The organism is Streptomyces sp. NPDC008137 (assembly GCF_042957035.1).
In the GTDB taxonomy this organism is placed as follows: domain Bacteria; phylum Actinomycetota; class Actinomycetes; order Streptomycetales; family Streptomycetaceae; genus Streptomyces.
Genome location: NZ_JBIBHN010000014.1, coordinates 1 through 20417, shown reverse-complemented (window position 1 = coordinate 20417; position 20417 = coordinate 1). Strand labels below are relative to the sequence as shown.

The window sequence follows — 20417 nt, the reverse complement described above, 5'->3', positions numbered from 1 at the left end:
GGTTCGACCATGACACGGACGCTGGCCGGCAAGACCGTCCTGATGTCGGGAGGCAGCCGCGGCATCGGACTCGCCATCGCCCTGCGCGCGGCCTGCGACGGCGCGAACGTGGTGATGCTCGCCAAAACCGCCGTACCGCACCCGAAGCTCGACGGCACGGTCCACACCGCCGTCGAGGAAATCGAGCGCGCGGGCGGCAAGGGGCTGGCCGTCGTCGGCGACGTCCGCAACGAGGGCGACGTACGCACCGCCGTCAACGCCGCGGCCGCTGCCTTCGGCGGCATCGACATCGTGGTGAACAACGCCAGCGCGATCGACCTGTCGTCGACGGAGCAGCTGGAGATGAAGCGGTACGACCTGATGCAGGACATCAACACGCGCGGCACGTTCCTGCTGAGCAAGGCCGCGATCCCGCACCTGCGCGCGGCGGACAACCCGCACATCCTCACCCTCTCGCCGCCGTTGAACCTCGCGCCGCACTGGGTGGGCAAACATCTCGGTTACACGCTCTCGAAGTACGGGATGAGCCTGTGCACCATCGGGCTCGCCGAGGAACTCGCCGCCGACGGCATCGCCGCCAACTCGCTGTGGCCGCGCACCCTGATCGACACCGCCGCCGTACGCAACGTGGTCGGCGGCGCCGGGCAGGCCCGTAGTCCGCAGATCATGGCTGACGCCGCGTACGCCGTCCTCACGCGTGACGCGCGCACGTGCACCGCCAACCTGTTCATCGACGACGAGGTCCTGCTCGACGAAGGCGTCACCGACCTGTCCGTCTACAGCCCTGCCGGATTCGAGGGTGAGCTCGCGCTCGACATATTTGTCGACGCTGCCTGATCCCGCTCGGTTTCGAGGCGGGGCGCCCCGCTCGCGCGGCGAGCCGAAGCCCGGTACGTGTCACCGGTGAGGCCGGATGAGCCGGCCGACAGGACGGGGCGAGGCAGCCTCATTGGCGCCAACCGGGCATTCGGCTTGTCGCAGATGCTCATTTGGCAGCCTTTCTGCCGCCAGTACCGAAGATGGAGAGTCCGTCCAGCTGCCGACCTGGTTGCCGCCGTCCGCCACGCCGTCGCCCTGCCCGTCATCGCCGCGGGCGGAATCGCCGCCGCCGCCGACGTGACGGCCGCGCTGCGCGCTGGCGCGGTGGCCGCCATGGTCGGCACCGTTCTGCTGCGCCCCCAGGAGAGCGGACCCGACCGGGGCTCAGGCTGCTGCTGCGGCCTTTGGCTGCTTCCTGGACGAACAGGCTGGGCGCTACGGCTGGAGCGTCCAGCCCCCTTCGGCAGTCGGCTCGCAGTGGTCCCTTGCGTGATCAGGGGCGAGCGTCCAGTATCAGGAATCCTGATACTTTAACTTTGTAGTGATGGGTGCCAGTCATGTCATTCAGGCCCAGAATCCAGGCCAGAGGGGTTCAGCTGCTGCTCGGCCGAATGATGAGCCGCGTGCACAAGGATCTGCGCTTCACCGACATCCCGAGGCGCACGGAATCCATCCGGGTGGAGACCGGTGCCGGGCCGGTGACGTGCACCGTCTACCGCCCGTCGGCCGCCGCCGCAGCCCCTGCCCCCGTGTACGTCAACTTCCACGGCGGCGGGTTCGTGGTCGCCCGCCCCCAGCAGGACGACCACATCTGCCGCTACATAGCCGCCACGGCCGGCTGCGTGGTGATCAACGTGGACTACGCCGTCGCCCCGCGGCAGCCGTACCCCGTACCCGTCACCCAGGCGTACGACGTCACCGCCTGGGTGGCCGAGAACGGCGCCGCCAACAACTGGGACGGCTCGCGACTCGCCGTGGGCGGGCACAGCGCCGGGGCCAACCTGACGGCCGCGGTGTGCCGCACCGCTCGGGACCGCGGCACCTTCACCCCACGCCTCCAGATCATCGACTCCGCACCGCTCGACCAGCTCACCGACCCGGCCACAAAGCAGTCACCGATCGCCAAGCCCCTGCTCACTCCTCAGCTCATGCGGGTCTTCACCGCCGCCTACGTCCCTGACCCCGCAGACCTCGCCCATCCGCTGGTGTCACCCGGACTGGCCGACGACCTCGCCGGACTGCCGCCCGCCCTGGTCATCACCGCGGAGAACGACCGCCTGCGCGACGAGGGCGACGCGTACGCCAAGGCTCTGGAGGCCGCCGGCGTTCCGGTCACCCACCGTTGCTTCGAGGGTGTCGACCACTACTTCACCCACACCGGCCCGGTACCGGCCGGGAAGGAAGCCATCGATCTGATGGCCACCACCCTGCGCACGGCACTCACCGCCTGACCGCTGGCAATGGCCGAGCACTTGTGACAACACGCTGCCTCGGTGACACCTGTCGTGCGTCGGCTCACGCAGCGACGATCCGTGCCGCCGGTGCGCAAGGCGTGCGCAACTCGAATGCCATGTCGCGGCCGCCGGTGAGGAGTCGGGAGATGGTGGTCTTCCCGACCCGGGCGGCCCCGCACAGATCTCGCGGCGCTCATCGGGCGCTGGGCATACCGGCGGGGCGCTGAAACGGCGTCCCGCGGCGTGGATCTCAGGAGCTTCGGTCGCCGGTAGCGGCCCGCTCGCTCGCCACCTTCCCGGCACAGCGGAACCACCCCGGCCGCCGATGGTAAGTGGATCGACTTGCCTTCGGGAAGGGCGGGAGCTACCTTCGAATGGTGAGTCCATCGACTTACCTTTCTACTCGGCAAGGAACAATCACCATGAATCGTCTTGCGGGCAAGCGCGCCCTCATCACCGGCGGAACGAGCGGGATCGGCCTGGAGACCGCCCAGCGTTTTATCGCGGAGGGGGCCGACGTGCTGGTCACAGGCGTCACCCCGGCCAGCATCGAGAGGGCGCGGCAGATCCTCGGGGACAAGGTGCCGGTGGTGCAGGCCGATGCGCGCGATCTCGATGCGCAGCGCGGCCTGGCCAAGCGGGTGCGTGAGCACTTCGGGGAGCTGGACGTGGTGTTCCTGAACGCCGGTGTCTCGGACTGGCGGCCGTTCGAGGACCACACGGAGGACAGTTACGACCGGCTCTTCGACATCAACGTCAAGAGCGTCTTCTTTCTCACCCAGGCCCTGGTGCCCGTGCTGGCCAACCCGTCCTCGGTCATCCTCAACGCGTCCAACAGCGCGCACGGCGGCTACGGGAATTCGAACGCCTACGCCGCGACAAAGGCGGCTGTCGGCTCTCTGATGCGGTCGTGGAACGCGGACCTGCTCAGGTCGCACGGCATCCGGTTCAACGCGGTCAGCCCCGGCCCGGTGGACACCCCGCTCTACTCCAAGCTCGGGATCGAGGACCCCGCGCAGCAGACGGCGGTGCTGGAGGGGATCAGCGCCGGCATCCCGCTGGGCCGCATGGGTCTGCCCGAGGAGGTCGCGGAGGCCGTCGTGTACCTGGCCTCCGACGCCTCCGCCTTCGCGGTCGGCCAGGACCTTATCCTGGACGGCGGCCAGACCGTCCTCTGACAGCGCGGACGCGGCCGGGAGCAGAGCGAGGTGCGTGGGTATGTCGGTGGCGGGCCGAGCGGAAACCGGTGGCGACACGTGCCAGGCCGGGTATCACGCGCAGACCAAAGCCGGATATCACGCGCAGATCAAAGCGGAGAACCGTGCGCGCATCATCCGCGCCGCCCGCGACCTCTTCCTCGCCCGGGGATACGACAAGACCTCCCTGGCCCAGATCGCCAAGGAGGCCCGCGTCTCCACCGGCACCCTCTTCAAGCGGTACCCGACCAAGGCCGCGCTGTTCGCGGCCGTCACCGCCGAACAGTGGCAGCTGGATGTGGAGTACGCCGAACCGCCCCCGCCCGGCGACCCCCGGTACGGTCTGGACCACATCGGCCGTGACTACGCCTGCCTGGTCGCGCGTCCGGGCACGGCGGCGCTGTGCCGCCTCATCATCACCGAGCTGCCCCAGATGCCGGAACTCGCCGACATCGTCGGCACCGGCTTCGCCATCGACCGCGGACCCTTCTTCGACCGGCTCCGCGACTACCTGGACGCCGAGGCACAGGCCGGCACACTCGACTTCCGTTCGGCCGACGGACAGCCACAGTCGGCATCCGAAGTCGCCGAACAGTTCCTCGGCATGATCTGCAGCCAGTTCCTGTGGCCCCAACTCGTACGGACCGACTTCGTCCCGCCCAACCCCACCGACGCCGCGATCGTGGACGAAGCCGTCGCCCTCATGCTCAGCCGCTACAGCACCGGATCCTGACCGCCGGACCACCTGTTCACGCTGCCAGGCGCCAAGACGTCATCCCTGCCATGACAGCCGCGGGCAGGGGTGACTCGACCGGCAACGAACACGGGCGAGCGCGACCGGTCACTCCAGCAGCCAACAGCGGCAGTCGGCCGAGCCGGGTCGGCACTCCGCACCGTCGAGTCCGTCGGCCGCGTGCCCCTCGGGCTCCAGCCTGCCCCGTTACTCCGCGAGCAGCCGGCGCAGCCACTCCATCCGGGCCGTCGGGCAGGCCTGGGAAAGGGTTGCCTGGGGGACGAGGCCGTCAAAGCCGTGGAAGCCGCCGGGCCATACGCGGAGCTCGGCGACTTTGCCGGCCTGCCACAGGCGGGTGGCGTAGGTGACGACTTCGTCGCGGAACGTCTCGGCCGAGCCGACGTCGAGGAAGGCCGGTGGCAGCCCCGACAGATCCTCCGCGCGGGCCGGGGCGGCGTACAGGGAGGCGTCCGGGCCGCCGCGCCGCTCGCCGAGCAACGCGGTCCACCCGGTCTCGTTGGCCGTGCGGTCCCACACGCCGAGGCCCGCCATCGCGTGGCGTACACCTCGCTGGACTTGACGGTGAAGTTCCTGCGGCGGATCACCGTGGACACGGGCACGGCGCGGGCGATCGGCACGGTTGTCAGCCAGAGTCGTCAAACCGCCCTCGCGCAGGCACAGTTGTTCGACGGGACGGACGCGGAATGGCCTCTGTCGCGGGCCGTGGACACGGACTTCCATCTGCGCGCGGAAGGACGCCTGCCCCCTGAGTCGCCGCCGGTCGCCGAGCAGCCCGAGGAGCTCACCTACGACCCGATGGACCCGGTGCCCACGACGGGCGGGGCCCTGTTGCTGACGGACGACGTCCGTCCCGGGCCGCTCGACCAGACGGCTGTGGAGGCGCGCGAGGACGTCCTGGTCTTCACCACCGAAGCGCTCACCGAGGACATCGAGGTGACAGGCCGCGTCAAGCCCGTCCTCTTCGCCGCGACCGACGGCCCCTCCACCGACTGGGTGGCCCGCCTGTGCGACGTCGACGAGCACGGCGTCTCCCGCAACGTGACCGACGGCATCGTGCGGGTACGGGGGAAGCGACACCGGGCGAGGCGGCCGAGCACGTCGTGGACCTGTGGTCGCACAGCATCGTCTTCCGCGCCGGACGCCGCAGGGGTCCAGATCACCTCCAGCAACTTCCCCCGCTGGGACCGCAACCTCAACACCGGCGAACCCGAGGAGAGCGCGACCACGGCCCGAGTGGCCCGACAGCGGGTCTTCCGCGACCCTGCCCGGCCCTCCCGTATCGTCCTGCCGGTGGTCCCGGGCTGACAGAAGCTGCAGAGGGGGCGGCCAGAGGGGTCGGCCGACCCACAAGAACCATCGGTCGACGTCCGGAACAACCTCTGCGACCCGTCCCGGACCGATGTCATCGCACGCGCACTACGGAGCGACAACGACCTCCGGAAATGCGGAGCGCAGCTCAGGGGGAGGCGTCTGGTCGGTGACGAGGACATCGATGACCGACAGGTCACCGAGGGCCATCGCCTTCTTACGGCCGAACTTGGTGTGGTCGGCAGCGACAACGACCCGGTCGGCGAGATCGAGAAGTGTGCGACGCACTTCGACCTCGGCGGGATCGAAGTAGGTGATCCCGCGGTCGATGGACAGTCCGCCGCAGCCGAGGATCATCAGGTCCAGATGGATCTGCGGCCTTTCCTGAGCGGCCGTGGGGGCGACCAGACTCAGTTCGGGTGTCATGAGTCCGCCCAGAACGAGGACCCGGCTCCTCGTGTCGCGCAGTTCGAACGCCGCGTGGAGCGAGTTGGTGATCACGGTCAGATCGTCCCGGACGGCGAGTTCCGCGGCGACGGCGGTACAGGTGGTGCCGGTGTCGATGCCCACCGAGGCACCTGGCTTGACCAGATCCGCCACGGCCCGCGCGATTTTCGACTTCTCGGACATCATCGTCGAGGACCGGGATCCGTAGGCGGGTGCCCGGCGTGGCACGGCGCCGCCATGGACCCGGTCCAGCAGTCCTGCTTGATCGAGCTCGGCCAGGTCGCGGCGGATCGTCATGCCGGACACGCCGAAGCGCTCCGCGAGCGTGTTGACGTCGACCTGCCGGAATTCCTGCAAGGCGCCGAGGATGGCTCGCTGTCGGGAGTTGCGCACGGGTTCCATCTCGTCCTGAGCCACGCTCATCACGCTATCCGGCCTCCTGCCCTGGGGTTCGACCAGGGGTGACTCATTGCTGTCACCCTGTCGGAGCGCTGTTCATATGAACACTACAGCGACTTATGCGGTCTGTCGCGCCACCCGATCCCACGGATGCACTCGGCTCGATGCGGACGACTTCGGTGGCGAGAACCCATTGACCTGCCCGCTTCCCTGACCTACGGTCCGAGTCACCCAATGTTCATTCGAACATCGCCGTTCGGAGGTCCCCATGGCTGTGCCCATCAAAGCCGGCATTGAGAAAGTGCCTGGCGGGCTGATGCTCGTCCCGATGCTCGTCGGAGCCGTGGTGCACACGGCGGCACCGGGCTCCGGAGAGTTCTTCGGTTCCTTCACCGGAGCCCTGTACACGGGCCTGCCCGCGATCCTGGCCGTCTTCTACGTGTGTCTGGGCGCGACCCTGGACGTGAAGGCGACGCCCTACATCGCCAAGAAGGGCGGTGTGCTGCTGGGGACCAAGGTCCTGTTCGCGCTGGTCGTCGGTGTCGCCCTGGGGAGGTTCCTCGGCGAATCGCCGGTCAGCGGTGGAGTCTTCGCGGGGTTGTCGACGCTGGCGGTCGTGGCGGCGCTGAACGACACCAACGGTGGCCTCTACATGTCGCTGATGGCCCAGTTCGGACGCAAGCGCGACGTCGGCGCCTACAGCGTCATGAGCCTTGAGTCCGGGCCCTTCCTCACGATGGTCACGCTCGGCGTCGCCGGTCTGTCCGCTTTTCCCTGGCAGACCCTGGTGGGGGCGGTCCTGCCGTTGGTGCTCGGGATGCTCCTGGGCAATCTCGATCCCGAGATGCGGCGCTTCCTGGCCCCCGCGGTGCCGGCGATCGTGCCGTTCCTCGGGCTGTCACTCGGGCTGACGCTCAACCTGACCGCTGTCTGGGAGGCCGGTCTGTTGGGAGTCGGGCTGGGGCTGTTCGTGGTGCTGGTCGGCGGGGCGGTTCTGCTGCTGGCCGACAAGGTGAGCGGTGGCGACGGCATCGCGGGCCTGGCAGCGGCGACCACCGCCGGCAACGCGGCCGTGGTCCCCTCGATAGTGGCGGCCGCCAATCCCGTCTACGCGCCGGCCGCCGAGTACGCGACCGTGCTCGTGGCCTCGTCGGTGGTGGTGACGTCGATCCTGTGTCCGCTGATCACCGTCTTCTGGGCACGCCGGATCCTGAAGCAGCCCGCCGCGGCCAGCGGGGCCGCCGATGCGATAGCCGACGCCGACGGGCCGACCTCCGCCCCGCACCACGTGCCCAACGGAACCAGGCAAGCCGCCGCACAGCACGACGGCACCTGAGACGAACGACCCCCACACCACAGTCGTCGAGAAACGGAGAGCACATGCGTGACCAGCGGGTCGTGCGCTGCACCTACTACCTGGAATCGGAGATCGATCCGGAACGGGCTGCCGCGGCGATGGCCGGGGAGCAGTCCAGCGGCACCTTCGTCGCTGTGCCCGGCGAGTCCCCCCGCATCCGAGAACGGCATGCCGCGCAGGTCGTCAGCGTGCGGGACCTGGGCACGCGCAGCCCGTCGTTGCCGTCGCGTTCCCGCCCCGAGGCGGTGCGGGCCGCTGTTGTGGTGGTCGAGTTCCCGATGGAGAACATCGGGACCGACCTGGCGACCCTGCAGACCACAGTTGCGGGCAACCTCTTCGAGCTGGGTGAGCTGTTCGCCTGCCGTCTGCAGGACATCGAGCTGCCGGACGAGTTCGTTGCCGCTCACCCGGGCCCCGCGTTCGGCATCCCGGGCACCCGCAGGCTGATGGGAGGTGCCGAGGGCGTCATGGTCGGCACCATCATCAAACCGAACGTCGGTCTGGACGAGAGCGAGTTCCGCCTGGCCGTCCGGGAGTTGGCCAGGGCGTCGGTCGACCTGATCAAGGACGACGAGCTGATGACCGATCCGGCGTACCTCCCATTGGAGCGCCGGGTTGCCGTGGCCACCGAGGAGATCCGGGAGGCCGAGCAGATCACCGGACACCCGGTCATGTACGCCTTCAACATCACGGGGGACCTCGCCGGGCTCCGCCGGCGCCACGACCTGGTGGTCGGGGCGGGCGGCCGGTGCGTGATGCTCAACGTCCCCGTTATGGGACTGCCCGCACTGGCCTGGCTGCGGGAGTTCTCCGAAGTGCCCGTGCACGGACACCGCGCCGGACTGGCCGCATCGATGCGCTCACCCGCGCTGGGGATGTCGTACCGGGTGTGGCAGCAGCTGGCCCGCCTGGCGGGAGCCGACCATCTGCACGTCAGCGGTCTCGGCAGCAAGTTCTACGAGAGTGACGAGGAGGTCGCGGCTCACGTTCGCAGCCTGCTCGAGCCCCTGGGCAAGTCCTTGAGTCCGGTACCGACTCTGTCGTCCGGACAGAACGTCACCACCCCGGCACCCACCTTCACCGCGGTCGGCTCGACCGACCTTCTGATGCTCGCGGGCGGAGGCGTGGCCGCGCATCCCGACGGACCGGCGGCCGGCGTGCGCAGTCTCCGGGCCGCCTGGGCTGCCGCCGTCGACGGTGTTCCCCTGGAAGTGGCGGCACACGCGGCGGCCGAGGCAGGCGACCCGGCGCTGCTGCACGCCGGGCGCACGTTCGGAGGTGTGGCCTGACATGACGTACGTCAGTTTCGTGGCCGACGACCTGACCGGTGCCAGCGATGTCCTCGCCCAGGCCCACCGGCACGGTCTCGACGCCGTGCTCGTCACCGGGAACGGAAACCGTCCGCTGCCCACCGACTGCGATGTCGTCGGGATCGCCGGACCATCGCGTTCGCTCGGCGGAGCCGCCTTCGACGAGCTGGTGCGCGCACAGCTGGAACGCATCGCCACCGCCGATGCCCAGGTGCTGATCTACAAGGTCTGCTCCACCTTCGACAGCGCCCCCGTCCGCGGCAGCATCGGCCGAGGCATCGAGCTGCTGCACGAGCGCTTCCCCCACCACGGCCCGATCGCCGTCGCACCGGCACAGCCCGGCTTCGGCCGGTACACCGCCTTCAGTAACCACTTCGCCGCCTACTCCGGGGACGCCTACCGCCTCGACCGGCATCCCGTCATGGCGCAGCATCCCTCGACCCCGATGCACGAGGCCGACCTGCGGCAGGTGATCGCCGAGCAACTGCGGACCGGCGAGGTCCCCGCGGCCATCCACCTCCCCGTCCACACCGATGGCTCCTTCGGCGAGCAGTGGACGAGACTCCGCCGCTCCGGCGGGGCCGCCTTCGTCGTGGACGCCGTCGAGGACGGTCACCTCGACACCCTCGCGCTGGCACTGCGAGAGGACGACACACGGCCGGGCCCGTCGATCGTGGTCGGTTCGGGCGGTGTCATGGCCGCCCTCGCCCGCACCTCCGCCAAGCGTTCCGACGTGGCCGACAGCCCCCAGCCCGCCTCCGGGCCGGTGCTGGCCGTCAGCGCGTCGGCCTCCAGCACGACGGACGCACAGATCGCCGACGCCGTCGCGCACGGCTGGGCCGAACTGGCCGTACCCACGCAGTTGCTCAACGGACAGGATCCGTCCCTGCTGGACGATCTGGAGAAACGCTCGGCCGCCCTGCTCGCGGCCGGACGGAACGTCATCGTGCACACCACGCGCGGCACCCAGGACCCCCGCTACGCCGCGGCCGGTCCCCTCGACGCCGCCCATGTGGGCGGACTCCTGGGCGCCCTGGCCGGGAACATGGCCGCCAAGGGCCTCACCCGGGACGTCGCCGTGCTCGGCGGCGACACCTCCAGCCATGCGCTGCTGGCCATGGGGGTGAGTGAACTGCGCGTCGCCACCCAGTTCGTCACGGCCGCACCTGTCTGCCGCACCGACAGCGAAGCCGCCGTGGCCGGCTGCCGACTGCTGCTCAAGGGCGGACAGGTCGGCCCGGTCGATGTCCTCGAACGCTTCGCGCAGCCGCATCCCGCCAACTGACCACCGGCCGCCCAGGCCACCAGTCGTCTCGTCACGCACGAAACACGAAGGAGAGTGCATTCATGAGGGCAGTCGTCAAAGCAGTCCCGGACAGGGGAGTCGAGTACGTCACCGATGCGCCCGAGCCGAAGGCCGGAGACGGCGCGGTCGTAGTGGAGATCGCGGCGGCCTCGCTGTGCGGCACCGACCGCGAATGCTACGAGTGGTCACCGGCGGCCCAGGCGTTCAACCTGCAACTGCCCGTCGTACTCGGTCACGAAGCGGCGGGCACCGTCGTCGAGGTGGGCACCGGTGTGGAGAACCTGCGCGTCGGCGACCGCGTCGCCCTGGAAAGCCACCTGGCGTGCGGCCAGTGCTTCGCATGCCGGACCGGCGACGCCCACACCTGCGAGCGCACGCAGATCCTGGGCATGCACTTCGACGGGGTCTTCGCCGAACGCGTCGCCGTGCCCCACCGCATCTGCGTCCCGCTTCCCGAAAGCGTGCCCCTGGAGACCGGCGCACTTCTGGAATCGGCCGGTGTCGCGGTCCACGCCGTTCAGCGAGCCGGCTACTCGGTGGCCGGACGGGGCGTTCTGGTCAGCGGCGCAGGGCCGGTGGGCATGGTCGTCGCGCGGCTGGCATCGCTCATGGGCGCCGCCTACGTGATCGTGATCGAGCCGAATCCGTTCCGCCGCGCCGAAGCCGAACGGCTCGGAGTGATCACGATGGAGCCCGGGGAGGGTGTCGCCGAGCGCAGCCGCGAACTCAGCGGTCACCGCGGCGGGGCCGACGTCGCCTTCGAATGCTCGGGAGCGGCCGCCGCACTCCCGTCCCTGTTCGACGCCGTACGCCGAGAAGGAACGGTCGTGACCGTGGGACACCCGGGCCGGCCGGTGCCGATCGACGTCGCCGCCCAGATCAACAAGCGAGGCATCACACTGCGCGGCATCTTCGGCCGCCGCCTGTGGGAAACCTGGGAGCAGACGCTGCTTCTGCTGAACTCCGGGCGCCTGGACCTGGACTGGCTGATCACGCACCGACTGCGACTCAGCCAGGTCGACCAGGCGATGGATCTGCTCACCGGGGACGCCTGCAAGGTGCTGTTGGTACCAGAGCTGGGCTGACGCACCGATATCGGCCGCCGTCCGCCGGCCCATCCGCACACGTCGAGCCCACAGCGTGGAGGGCATGCCGCAGAGGACGCGGTCGTATGGCGCCGGGCTCCGTCTTCGAACGGAGCTTGCCCAGAGCAGAAAGGACGCGAGACTGACCGCTGCTTCGTAGGAGGTGGCGATCTTGATGCCCCTATGGATGTCAAGCGGCCAGAGCCTGGCCTTGAGGCAAGGCATGGGTTCGGATGATGATCGTGTGAAGCTCTCGGGCGACGTAGCGTTTGAGGCAGCGGATGGCTTCGCGTCGAGCGGACCGCCACCGGTCCACCACCAACGCCGAGCTCACCGCGTCCGGCCGCACTGAAGGCGTCGTCGGTCCGGCGGAGCGTCGCAGGACTGTCCACCGCGTGCGAGGTGATCGGCACCGACGTCCATCAGCGTGGAACGTGCTTTTTGTGGCTCATGTCCTGGGGCAGCCGTTCACGGCGTGTGATCGGTGCGGCGGAGAACCGGGCGCAGGGTTTCGATGACGGCGGGGTCGTCGACGGTGGAGGGGGTGGGTTCGTCGTGGCCGTCGGCGATGCCGCGCATGGTCTTGCGAAGGATCTTGCCCGAGCGGGTCTTGGGCAGGGCCGGTACGACCGTGACGTCCTTGAGGGAGGCGACGGCGCCGATGCGCTCGCGGACGAGCTGGACGAGTTCGGCCTCGACCTCGCCCGGCGCGCGGCTGGTGCCGGCTTTCAGGACGACGAAGCCGCGCGGGATCTGTCCCTTGAGTTCGTCGGCGACGCCGATGACGGCGCATTCGGCGACGTCGGGGTGGGCGGCGAGGGCTTCTTCCATGCTGCCGGTGGACAGCCGGTGTCCGGCGACGTTGATGACGTCGTCGGTGCGGCCCATGACGAAGACGTAGCCGTCCTCGTCGATGTGCCCGCTGTCGCCGGTGAGGTAGTAGCCGTCGAAGGCGGAGAGATAGGAGGCGATGTATCGGTCGTCGTCGTTCCAGAGGGTGGGCAGCGCACCGGGCGGCAGGGGGAGCTTCACCACGATCGCGCCGTCGACGCCCGCCGGTACCGGCTCGCCCGAGGCATCGAGGACCCGGACGTCCCAGCCCGGCAACGGGCGGGTGGGCGAGCCCGGCTTGAGGGCGGCCGCTTCGATGCCGACCGGGTTGGCGACGATGGGCCAGCCGGTCTCGGTCTGCCACCAGTGGTCGATCACCGGGATGCCCAGGAGGGCGCTCGCCCAGTGGTAGGTCTCCGGGTCGAGACGCTCGCCGGCGAGGAACAGGTGACGCAGGCCGCTCAGGTCGTGATCCGCAGTGAGCGTTCCCTTCGGGTCCTCCTTGCGGATGGCCCGGAAGGCCGTGGGCGCCGTGAACATGGTCTTGACCTGGTGGTCGGCGGCGACGCGCCAGAACTGGCCCGCGTCGGGGGTGCCGACCGGCTTGCCCTCGTAAAGGACCGTGGTGGCTCCGGCCAGCAGGGGCCCGTAGACGATGTAGGAGTGCCCGACGACCCAGCCGACGTCGGAGCCGGTGAACATGGTCTCGCCGGGGCCCACGTCGTAGACGGCGCTCATCGACCACTGCAGGGCGACCGCGTAGCCGCCGCAGTCGCGGACGACTCCCTTGGGTTTTCCGGTCGTTCCGGACGTGTAGAGGATGTAGAGGGGATCGGTGGCGGGGACGGGAACGCAGTCGGCCGGGGACGCGCCAGCGACCAGACCCGCCCAGTCGAGATCGTCGGGCCCCAACTCGGCGGACTGCTGTGGGCGTTGCAGGATCACGCTCTTCTCGGGCTTGTGGGCCGCGAGTTCGATCGCCTGGTCGAGCAGGGGCTTGTACGCGATGACCCGCTTGCCCTCGATGCCGCACGAGGCGGAGACCACGACCTTGGGGGCCGCGTCGTCGATACGCAGGGCGAGTTCGCGTGCGGCGAACCCGCCGAAGACGACCGAGTGGACCGCGCCGATCCGTGCGCAGGCGAGCATCGCGACGACGGCCTCGGGGACCATCGGCATGTAGATGACCACCCGGTCGCCGTGTCCCACGCCGAGCCCCGTCAAAGTTCCGGCGAAGGCCGCCACCTCGTCTCTCAGCTGCGTGTAGGTGTAGGTGCGCTGGGTGTCGGTCACGGGGGAGTCGTAGACGAGTGCGGGCTGTTCACCCCGGCCGGCCTCGACGTGCCGGTCGAGCGCGTTGAAACAGACGTTGAGCCGCCCGTCGGGAAACCAGCGGTAGAAGGGCGCGCCCGAGGAGTCCAGGGCGCGGCGCGGGGCGACATCCCAGTCGATGCCTTCCGCCGCCTTCAGCCAGAAGCGCTCCGGGTCCTCGGTACTGGCGCGGAAGACATCCTCGTACGTTCCCATCGCGCACTCCTTTGTGGCATCGGGACGGTGGTGTGGTTGCGTGCGGAACGGTGTCGGACACACGTACCGTATGCCGGTCGGCGTGGTCGAGCAGGATGCCGCTGACCGGTGGGCCGGTCACCGGCATCGCGGTGGTGCGGCGGCCTGCAGACCTGAGGTCAGGCGCGGCTTTCGCTCACGCGCCGAGGTGCTTGCGGAGCCACTGGCCCATCTGCCCGATGGCCTGGTCCACCTCAGGTACGCGGCCCGCGCCCAGGATGAACGAATGCTGCCCTTCGGGCATCGCGTGGGTCTCGGTGGTTTGAAGTCCGCGAGGCGGCGGCCGAGCTGGGCGCCGTCGTCGGCGAGGGTCTCGTACTCGCCGTAGTAGACGAGCGTGGGCGGCAGGCCGGTCAGGTCGGCGTTCACGAGGCTGATCTCGGGGGATGTGAAGTCGACGGCGGGGTCCTGCAGCCAGGCGCCCCTGAAGAGCTCCAGCGTGCCCCGGCTGAGCATCTTGTCGTTGGTCTCGTTGGCGTCCACTGCCGGGTTCCGGAGGGTGAGGTCGGTCCAGGGGGAGACGCTGACGATCGCGCCGGGGGTGGCCTCGCCCTTGGCGAGCAGGCGCAGCGGCAGCATCACCGCCAGGGTGCCGCCGATCGAGTGGCCGGTGCTGGCGATGTTCTGCGGCTCGTAGCCCTGCGCGAGCAGCCACCGGTAGGCGGTCTCGGCGTCGTCGAGCTGCGCCGGATAGGGGTGTTCGGGTGCCAGGCGGAAGTCCACGACCAGCGAGCGGGCGCCGGCCGCCTTCGCGATGTGTCCCGCGGCCTTGCGGTCGGAGTGCATGGAGGCGGTGACGGATCCGCCGAAGTGGAAGTGCAGCAGCGCGCGGTCGGGATCGGCGCCCTCGGGGATGGCCCACAGGGCGGGGACGCCGCCCGCGTCCACTTCGGCGTAGGTGACGCCTTCCGGCTCGCTCGACGCCTTGTGGTTCGAGTCGATGATGTCACGGATGACGGCCAGGTCGAGGCCCGGTGTCGCCGCCTTCGCGCTCACGCTCGCGAGGAACTCCGCGAACTCGTGTGCCTGTGGGCTTACTCCCATGGTGGTGCTCCTTCTCGGGCGGGTGCCGTGCCGGGTTCCCCTGCGGCAGCCGGGTCGATGTGCCGGTCATGACGCTACTGGCTGAGTATAGAAAAGTAAACTCAGATAGCCTGTCAGTCTCATGGAGGCGAGGAGGCCCTTCAGGGCATCGGAGACGGGCCCCGTCTCGACCGGGGAGACGTCCAGCGGCGCAGTCGCCCGCGCCCTGGAGGCCGGGGGTGAGGCGTGGTCCGCTCTGATCCAGTGCGAGGTCGTGCAGTCGGTGAGGTGATCGATCGCAAGGCGGCTGCTGGAGGGGACGCCGGTGACGGGAGCGGGATCGAAACCGGATGAACACAGGCGAACTGCCGTGTCGCGGTGATGAGTTCGACCGGGAGCCTGGAGTGCCGGCGGCGAACCAGTCCCGGGGCGAGGGGCGAAGGCGGTGCCGCAGCCCCGCCGTGGCCGCCGGTAAGCTCGCCGAGCCGCTCCGCGCCTTGTGCAAGGATCTTGAGGTGCCTGGCGCCTGCCCCTCAAGCCCGCGGCGCCGACAGCGAGTCAAGGAACGTGATGGCCATGACAGCCAGGTCCGCGGGGACGAGATGACGAGCCATGCCTGATACCGCTGCGGCCGAGATCCTCGCCGACGTCCACCGGGGCGTCGGCCGCATCCTGTTGAACCGGCCCAGGGCGCTCAACGCCCTGACCACGGACATGGTCTTGGCCATCGACCGTGCGCTCGCCTCATGGGAGCACGCACCGCTGTCCGCCGTGGTGCTCGCCAGTACCAGCACGAAGGCGTTCTGCGCCGGTGGCGACATCCGTACGATCCGCGAGCACAGCCTCGCGGGGGATGCCGAGGCCAGTGAGCGGTTCTTCGCCTCCGAGTACCGGCTCAACGCCCGGATCGCCGAGTATCCCGTGCCGGTCGTGTCGCTCATCGACGGTCTGTGCATGGGCGGCGGTCTGGGGCTGTCCGTGCACGGTGGCTTCCGTGTCGTCACCGAACGCGCGGTGCTGGCGATGCCCGAGACCGGGATCGGGTTCTTCCCGGACGTCGGGGCCAGCTACTTCCTGCCGAGACTGCCCGGCGCGATCGGCATGTACCTGGGACTGACCGGGCAGCGGATCGACGCGGCCGACGCCCTGTACACGGGGCTGGCCACGCATTTCGTTCCCGCGGACGTGCTGGACACGGTGGGGGACGCCCTGGCCGACAGCCCCGATGAGCCGGTGGACGTCGTCCTGAACCGTCTCGCCGGCCGTTCCCCGGTGGCTGAGAGCAGGCTGGCGGAGATTCGCGGGGACGTGGACTGGGCTTTCGGCGCTTCGGCTCTCGGCGAGATCGACAAACGCCTGCGTCACCTCGACACCCCTTGGGCGGCAGCCGCGTCGGGCGCCCTGGAGTCCGCCTCGCCGCAGAGCCTGGAGATCGCCCACGCCCTGCTGGCCCGAGGCAGACAGCGCACGTTGCGCGAGTGCCTCGACGCCGAACTCGCCCTTACGCGCACGATCATCCGCACGCCGGACTTCCTGGAGGGCGTCCGGGCCGCCCTGGTCGACAAGGACCGCACTCCCACCTGGCAACGTGCGTCGCTCGGCGGGCGGACGATGCCGTCCTGGGCATGTCCGCCGTGAGCAGGACACAGCCTTGCATGAGGGGGCAGGAGGGCCGTGCGTCAACGGAATGGGAACGCATGCGGCAGTCGCACGGTTCATGACAACCGGCAGGCCGCTGATGTGAGCGGTCTGACCGCGTCCGTACAGCCGGATCTCGTCGACCACGACGACAGCGTGCCGCCGGTGTCGCGGTTGCGCGCCTTCTGGACCGAGTAGTGGCGAGGAACGATCTACTGGGATGTGGGCGGCAGGGCATACTCCGCGCGGGCATCCAAAACCGCGCGCCGCACTGTGCCGCGGGCACGGCGTGCCGAATTCCCCGAACCCCTGCAACTGGAGCTCTCCGCGGCATCGTCGAGACGTGGACCGCGGGCGGGATCGTCCTCTGATGACCGTGGCGGAACGGAGGGGCTGTTGCCGGCCGCGTCTCAGTCGGTGTCGGGTGCCATGGAGACCACGACCTTGCCGGCCTTGGTGCGGCCCTGCTCGACATACGCCATCGCCTCGAGCGTCTGGTCGAAGGGGAAGACGCGGTCGATGACGGGGCGGAGTTTGCCGCTGTCGTAGAGGGCGCCGAGCTTGCGCAGCTGGGAGCCGTTGGCCTGCATGAAGAGGAACTCGTAGCGCACTCCCAGCTTCTTTGCCTGCTTGCGGATCTTGCGGCTGAGGGTGTTCATGACCAGGCCCAGGACGGCAGGGGCGCCGAGCTGCTTGGCGAAGGCGGCGTCGGGCGGGCCGACGACGCTGATGGCCAGGCCGCCGGGCTTGAGCACAGTCAGCGACTTCTCGAGGTTCGTTCCGCCCAGGGAGTCCAGCACCAGGTCGTAGTCCGAGAGCACCTTGGAGAAGTCTTCCGTGGTGTAGTCGACGACGACGTCGGCGCCGAGGCTCCTGACCAGCTCTTCGTTCCTGGGGTTCGCGGTAGTCGCCACGGTGGCGCCGAGGTGCTTGGCGAGCTGGATGACCGTCGATCCGAGGCCGCCGGCTCCGGCGTGGACGAGTACCTTCTGTCCCGGCTGCACGTGCGCGCGCTCGACGAGGATCTGCCAGGCGGTCAGGGCCACCAGCGGCACCGCGGCCGCCTCCTGAAGGGAGAGTGAGGCCGGCTTGGGGGCGACATCGTCCGCGTCGATCGCGATGAACTCCGCGAAGCCGCCGATCCGCAGGTCGCGCGGGCGGGCGTAGACCTCGTCGCCGACCTCGAAGCCGTGTACGGCGGAGCCGACCCGCGTCACCACGCCCGCCACGTCGTGGCCGAGCACGAACGGGCGCTTGTACTTCAGGACCTGCTTGAACTCCCCGTTGCGGACCATCTTGTCCAGCGGGTTGATGCCGGCGGCGCTCACTCTGACCAGGACGTCGCGGTCCCCGACGGCGGGCTCGGGTACGTCTGCGGCGCGGACGCCGTCCTTGCCGTACTTCTCGACGACGAACGCCTTCATGCCGGCGGCCTTTCTGTGTGGGTGTTCCGGTGCTCGATGTGATTCTTCGGGCAGGTCCCCTTGTGCGCCCGTTTCTCGCGTGCGGCCGGGGGAGCTGCTGGTCATGACGCTACTGGCTGAGTATAGAAAAGTAAACTCAGAAGAGGTTAGTATCACTGCATGGACGCGAGGACCGAAACTCTTCAGGACGCCGGCAGGGACCCCCGCCTGGACCGGGACACGTCGAACTGCTCTATCGCCCGGACCCTTGAGGTCGTGGGGGAGAAGTGGACGATCCTGATCCTGCGCGAGGTCTGGTACGGCTCGTCCCGTTTCGGCGAGTTCGAACGTGTTCTGGGCTGTCCTCGCAACCTCCTCGCGGCGCGGCTCAAGATGCTGGTGGAGGAAGGGATCCTGGCCACCGAGGCCTACAAGGAGCCGGGCTCGCGGAGCCGGCCGAAGTACGTGATCACGCCCAAGGGCATGGACCTGGTCCCGGCCGTGATGGGGCTCCTGCAGTGGGGCGACCGCTACCGCGCCGACCCCGAGGGCCCGGCCATGCTGGCGCGGCACCGTGGATGCGGGGCGCACGTCGACGCCCAGATCCGCTGCGAACGGGGCCACGCCGTAGAGCCGGAAGACATCGAGAGCATCCCAGGTCCCGCCTTTCGTCTGAGGCCCGCCGAGTGACCTGAGCGCGGTGGCGCCAGGAGCTCGAGGGGGTCAGTCTGCCGGGGTGTCCTCACACTCCGCCTGGCCGGCCTGGTGGAGACGGGTCTTTGTGCGGTTGCCGCAGCGGGGCATGGAGCACCAGCGGCGGTTGCGGGCGGGGGAGCGGTCCGCGAAGCGCAGGGCGCATTCGTCCGCGCCGCAGACGCGTACCCGCCGGATACAAGACGGTTAGTCGTGCCGAGGAGGCGCATTGATGGGACAGCCGACAGTGACGACCGGAGTGACGCAGGTGGACGGGGTCCGCCTGCACTACGTCCGGGCGGGATCCGGCCCCTTGCTCGTGCTGCTCCACGGCTGGCCGCAGACCTCCGACTGCTGGCGGCCGGTGCTGGCGGATCTCGCGGCCGGCCACACTGTCGTGGCGCCCGACCTGCGCGGCTACGGACTGAGTGACAAGCCCACGGCCGGTTACGACAAGCGGCGGATGGCTGCCGACATCGCCGGTCTCGTTGAAGCGCTCGGCTTCGAGAAGGCCGCGGTCGTGGGGCACGACCGCGGCGCCCGTGTGGCGCACCGTTGGGCGCTGGACCGCCCCGAGCAGGTGGAGCGGCTCGCCGTACTCGACATCGTGCCCACCCGGGAGATGTTCCGTCGCTTGGATGCCTCCCTCGCCTCCGGGTACTGGCACTGGCTGTTCCAGATGCAACCCGACCTGCCGGAGCGCCTCGTGGGACGCGACATCCGCGGATATCTCGAGTACTTCTTCGAGCGGTGGACCTACAACCGCCACGGCCTGACATCCGAAGCGGTCGACGGCTATGTCCGGGCGTTCTCCCGTCCGGGTGCCTTGCGCGCGAGTTTCGACGACTACCGCGCCATGGAGCAGGACGTCGCCCTCGACGACATCGACGCGGCCGAGGGCCGTCGTCTCACCATGCCGGTACTGGCGCTGTGGGGTTCCGTGGGGCTGCCGTCCCGCCTGCCGACGCTGGAGATCTGGCGCGAGTACGCGGACGACGTCACCGGTGCCGAGATCCCGGAGTGCGGCCATTTCATCCCGGAGGAGCAGCCGACAGCGCTGCTGGCGCATCTGCGGCCGTTCCTGGCTGACGGAAGGGCTGTTTAGGCCGGGCCTTTCTGGTCGGCGACCGCGGAAGCGACCAGGTCGTCCTTGGAGTCGAAATGGGGGTAGAACGCGCCCGTTGGTCAGTCTCGTATCCGCCATGAGTGCGGCGGTCCCCGAACCGTCGATGCCGTCGGCCTTGAGCCGGCGGCCGGCTGCCTCGATATCCGCCGCCACGTCGCCCGCTTGCGGTCTCGTCCGTATCGCACCCGCATATTCCTGTACTCGTCCGACCGGCGGCTGGTCGCCGCCGCCGAGCACATTGAACATGGTAGTGTGGGCGTAATATAAATGATCGGGGAGCCGACGTTGACAGCGACACGGCTGGTGGCCCTCATGACGGGTGCGTTCCGGGCGTCAGTGTGCTGCGCCGCATCGTGCCGACCCGATATCCCGTTCTGGTCGCGAACGGCGAGGACGACCGCAGGCTTCCCGCACGAGCATCGTTCGACCTCGCGCATCGCCTGCCGAACGCCTCACTTCGGATCTACCCCGATGCCGGCCCTGGCGGCGCCTTCCCGCACCACGAGCGGTCCGTGCCGCATGTTCCGGAGCTTCTTCGATGAGCTCCCCCACCGGAGGTATCAGAAAGATGAGCCTGAAGAAGATGGTTCTCGGTTCCGCGGGCCTAGGTCGTGTCCGCAAAGTGGCGGCATCGTTGGTTTGTTCGTGGTGCGTCGTCATGAGCTGACTGATGAGTCGTGGGCGGTGATCGAGCCGTTGCTG

General features: G+C 69.3%; 18 protein-coding genes and 2 pseudogenes. 14 read left to right on the top strand and 6 right to left on the bottom strand.

Features of this window, described 5'->3' with window-relative positions:
• Positions 1-9 precede the first annotated feature (9 nt).
• The 5 genes from ACFZBT_RS22245 (at position 10) to ACFZBT_RS22225 (ending at position 4202) form a co-directional block, all read left to right on the top strand.
• Positions 10-837, top strand: coding sequence for an SDR family oxidoreductase (locus ACFZBT_RS22245; RefSeq protein WP_391106033.1), 828 nt, complete (start codon positions 10-12; stop codon positions 835-837).
• A gap of 144 nt (positions 838-981) precedes the next feature.
• Positions 982-1353 (top strand): nitronate monooxygenase, encoded by a 372-nt coding sequence (locus ACFZBT_RS22240; protein WP_391106031.1) that lies wholly within the window; start codon positions 982-984, stop codon positions 1351-1353.
• An 80-nt stretch (positions 1354-1433) separates the two neighbouring features.
• A complete protein-coding gene (locus tag ACFZBT_RS22235; RefSeq protein WP_391106279.1) occupies positions 1434-2270 on the top strand; it encodes an alpha/beta hydrolase fold domain-containing protein in 837 nt (278 codons plus the stop codon).
• Between the two features lie 425 nt (positions 2271-2695).
• On the top strand, positions 2696-3451 hold the full coding sequence (locus tag ACFZBT_RS22230; RefSeq protein WP_391106029.1) for an SDR family oxidoreductase: 756 nt from the start codon (positions 2696-2698) through the stop codon (positions 3449-3451).
• Positions 3452-3491: 40 nt separating this feature from the next.
• Positions 3492-4202 carry a TetR/AcrR family transcriptional regulator C-terminal domain-containing protein gene (locus ACFZBT_RS22225; protein WP_391106027.1) on the top strand — a complete coding sequence of 237 codons (711 nt, stop codon included), beginning with the start codon at positions 3492-3494 and terminating at the stop codon, positions 4200-4202.
• A 207-nt stretch (positions 4203-4409) separates the two neighbouring features.
• Here the strand turns inward: ACFZBT_RS22225 and ACFZBT_RS22220 are convergent.
• A pseudogene (locus tag ACFZBT_RS22220) lies at positions 4410-4760 on the bottom strand (alpha/beta hydrolase); the annotation flags it as partial.
• Between ACFZBT_RS22220 and ACFZBT_RS22215 the strand changes: the two are divergent.
• Positions 4758-4901: pseudogene (locus tag ACFZBT_RS22215) on the top strand (aromatic compound degradation protein PaaI); the annotation flags it as partial. The pseudogenes ACFZBT_RS22220 and ACFZBT_RS22215 sit on opposite strands and share 3 nt — an antisense overlap.
• On the top strand, positions 4884-5528 hold the full coding sequence (locus ACFZBT_RS22210; protein WP_391106277.1) for a CocE/NonD family hydrolase: 645 nt from the start codon (positions 4884-4886) through the stop codon (positions 5526-5528). The pseudogene ACFZBT_RS22215 and the gene ACFZBT_RS22210, both read left to right, overlap by 18 nt.
• A 111-nt stretch (positions 5529-5639) precedes the next feature.
• Here ACFZBT_RS22210 and ACFZBT_RS22205 read toward each other — a convergent pair whose 3' ends face one another.
• Positions 5640-6395: a DeoR family transcriptional regulator gene (locus tag ACFZBT_RS22205; RefSeq protein ID WP_391106025.1), complete on the bottom strand. Its 756-nt coding sequence runs from the start codon at positions 6393-6395 to the stop codon at positions 5640-5642.
• A 250-nt stretch (positions 6396-6645) separates the two neighbouring features.
• Here ACFZBT_RS22205 and ACFZBT_RS22200 point away from each other — a divergent pair, with 250 nt between their 5' ends.
• The 4 genes from ACFZBT_RS22200 to ACFZBT_RS22185 all read left to right on the top strand — a co-directional run bounded on the left by ACFZBT_RS22200 (position 6646) and on the right by ACFZBT_RS22185 (position 11435).
• Entirely contained in the window at positions 6646-7713 is a 1068-nt protein-coding gene (locus tag ACFZBT_RS22200; RefSeq protein WP_391106023.1) for a 2-keto-3-deoxygluconate permease, read from the top strand.
• A gap of 44 nt (positions 7714-7757) precedes the next feature.
• Positions 7758-9023: a RuBisCO large subunit C-terminal-like domain-containing protein gene (locus ACFZBT_RS22195; protein WP_391106021.1), complete on the top strand. Its 1266-nt coding sequence runs from the start codon at positions 7758-7760 to the stop codon at positions 9021-9023.
• A gap of 1 nt (position 9024) precedes the next feature.
• Entirely contained in the window at positions 9025-10329 is a 1305-nt protein-coding gene (locus ACFZBT_RS22190) for a four-carbon acid sugar kinase family protein (protein WP_391106019.1), read from the top strand.
• A gap of 62 nt (positions 10330-10391) precedes the next feature.
• On the top strand, positions 10392-11435 hold the full coding sequence (locus ACFZBT_RS22185) for an alcohol dehydrogenase catalytic domain-containing protein (protein WP_391106017.1): 1044 nt from the start codon (positions 10392-10394) through the stop codon (positions 11433-11435).
• Between the two features lie 468 nt (positions 11436-11903).
• Here the strand turns inward: ACFZBT_RS22185 and ACFZBT_RS22180 are convergent, their stop codons facing one another.
• Together ACFZBT_RS22180 and ACFZBT_RS22175 are read right to left on the bottom strand one after the other, a co-directional pair.
• Entirely contained in the window at positions 11904-13793 is a 1890-nt protein-coding gene (locus ACFZBT_RS22180) for an acetate--CoA ligase (protein ID WP_391106015.1), read from the bottom strand.
• A gap of 117 nt (positions 13794-13910) precedes the next feature.
• Complete coding sequence (locus ACFZBT_RS22175) at positions 13911-14876, bottom strand: alpha/beta hydrolase fold domain-containing protein (RefSeq protein WP_391106013.1); 966 nt, start codon at positions 14874-14876, stop codon at positions 13911-13913.
• 591 nt (positions 14877-15467) lie between these two features.
• On the opposite strand from ACFZBT_RS22175, the gene ACFZBT_RS22170 reads away from it, so the two are divergent.
• Complete coding sequence (locus ACFZBT_RS22170; protein ID WP_391106011.1) at positions 15468-16493, top strand: 3-hydroxyisobutyryl-CoA hydrolase; 1026 nt, start codon at positions 15468-15470, stop codon at positions 16491-16493.
• 410 nt (positions 16494-16903) lie between these two features.
• Here the strand turns inward: ACFZBT_RS22170 and ACFZBT_RS22165 are convergent, their stop codons facing one another.
• Positions 16904-17917, bottom strand: coding sequence for a zinc-binding dehydrogenase (locus tag ACFZBT_RS22165; RefSeq protein ID WP_391106009.1), 1014 nt, complete (start codon positions 17915-17917; stop codon positions 16904-16906).
• A 159-nt stretch (positions 17918-18076) separates the two neighbouring features.
• Between ACFZBT_RS22165 and ACFZBT_RS22160 the strand changes: the two genes are divergently transcribed.
• A complete protein-coding gene (locus ACFZBT_RS22160; protein WP_391106007.1) occupies positions 18077-18586 on the top strand; it encodes a winged helix-turn-helix transcriptional regulator in 510 nt (169 codons plus the stop codon).
• A gap of 33 nt (positions 18587-18619) precedes the next feature.
• On the opposite strand, the gene ACFZBT_RS22155 is transcribed toward ACFZBT_RS22160, so the two are convergent.
• Positions 18620-18787 carry a CGNR zinc finger domain-containing protein gene (locus ACFZBT_RS22155; RefSeq protein ID WP_391106275.1) on the bottom strand — a complete coding sequence of 56 codons (168 nt, stop codon included), beginning with the start codon at positions 18785-18787 and terminating at the stop codon, positions 18620-18622.
• Between the two features lie 34 nt (positions 18788-18821).
• Between ACFZBT_RS22155 and ACFZBT_RS22150 the strand changes: the two genes are divergently transcribed.
• The gene (locus tag ACFZBT_RS22150) at positions 18822-19694 is read left to right on the top strand and encodes an alpha/beta fold hydrolase (protein ID WP_391106005.1); all 873 of its coding nucleotides are present in this window, start codon (positions 18822-18824) and stop codon (positions 19692-19694) included.
• Positions 19695-20417 lie beyond the last annotated feature (723 nt).

What these genes read in the sequence shown, in the direction of transcription:
- ACFZBT_RS22195 (WP_391106021.1), top strand. Translation starts at nt 7,758, where the DNA reads ATGCGTGACCAGCGGGTCGTGCGCTGCACCTACTACCTGGAATCGGAG.
- ACFZBT_RS22175 (WP_391106013.1), bottom strand. Translation starts at nt 14,876, where the DNA reads ATGGGAGTAAGCCCACAGGCACACGAGTTCGCGGAGTTCCTCGCGAGC.
- ACFZBT_RS22150 (WP_391106005.1), top strand. Translation starts at nt 18,822, where the DNA reads ATGGGACAGCCGACAGTGACGACCGGAGTGACGCAGGTGGACGGGGTC.
- ACFZBT_RS22230 (WP_391106029.1), top strand. Translation starts at nt 2,696, where the DNA reads ATGAATCGTCTTGCGGGCAAGCGCGCCCTCATCACCGGCGGAACGAGC.
- ACFZBT_RS22235 (WP_391106279.1), top strand. Translation starts at nt 1,434, where the DNA reads ATGAGCCGCGTGCACAAGGATCTGCGCTTCACCGACATCCCGAGGCGC.
- ACFZBT_RS22245 (WP_391106033.1), top strand. Translation starts at nt 10, where the DNA reads ATGACACGGACGCTGGCCGGCAAGACCGTCCTGATGTCGGGAGGCAGC.
- ACFZBT_RS22180 (WP_391106015.1), bottom strand. Translation starts at nt 13,793, where the DNA reads ATGGGAACGTACGAGGATGTCTTCCGCGCCAGTACCGAGGACCCGGAG.
- ACFZBT_RS22190 (WP_391106019.1), top strand. Translation starts at nt 9,025, where the DNA reads ATGACGTACGTCAGTTTCGTGGCCGACGACCTGACCGGTGCCAGCGAT.
- ACFZBT_RS22170 (WP_391106011.1), top strand. Translation starts at nt 15,468, where the DNA reads ATGCCTGATACCGCTGCGGCCGAGATCCTCGCCGACGTCCACCGGGGC.
- ACFZBT_RS22160 (WP_391106007.1), top strand. Translation starts at nt 18,077, where the DNA reads ATGGACGCGAGGACCGAAACTCTTCAGGACGCCGGCAGGGACCCCCGC.
- ACFZBT_RS22225 (WP_391106027.1), top strand. Translation starts at nt 3,492, where the DNA reads ATGTCGGTGGCGGGCCGAGCGGAAACCGGTGGCGACACGTGCCAGGCC.
- ACFZBT_RS22240 (WP_391106031.1), top strand. Translation starts at nt 982, where the DNA reads ATGCTCATTTGGCAGCCTTTCTGCCGCCAGTACCGAAGATGGAGAGTC.
- ACFZBT_RS22165 (WP_391106009.1), bottom strand. Translation starts at nt 17,917, where the DNA reads ATGAAGGCGTTCGTCGTCGAGAAGTACGGCAAGGACGGCGTCCGCGCC.
- ACFZBT_RS22200 (WP_391106023.1), top strand. Translation starts at nt 6,646, where the DNA reads ATGGCTGTGCCCATCAAAGCCGGCATTGAGAAAGTGCCTGGCGGGCTG.
- ACFZBT_RS22185 (WP_391106017.1), top strand. Translation starts at nt 10,392, where the DNA reads ATGAGGGCAGTCGTCAAAGCAGTCCCGGACAGGGGAGTCGAGTACGTC.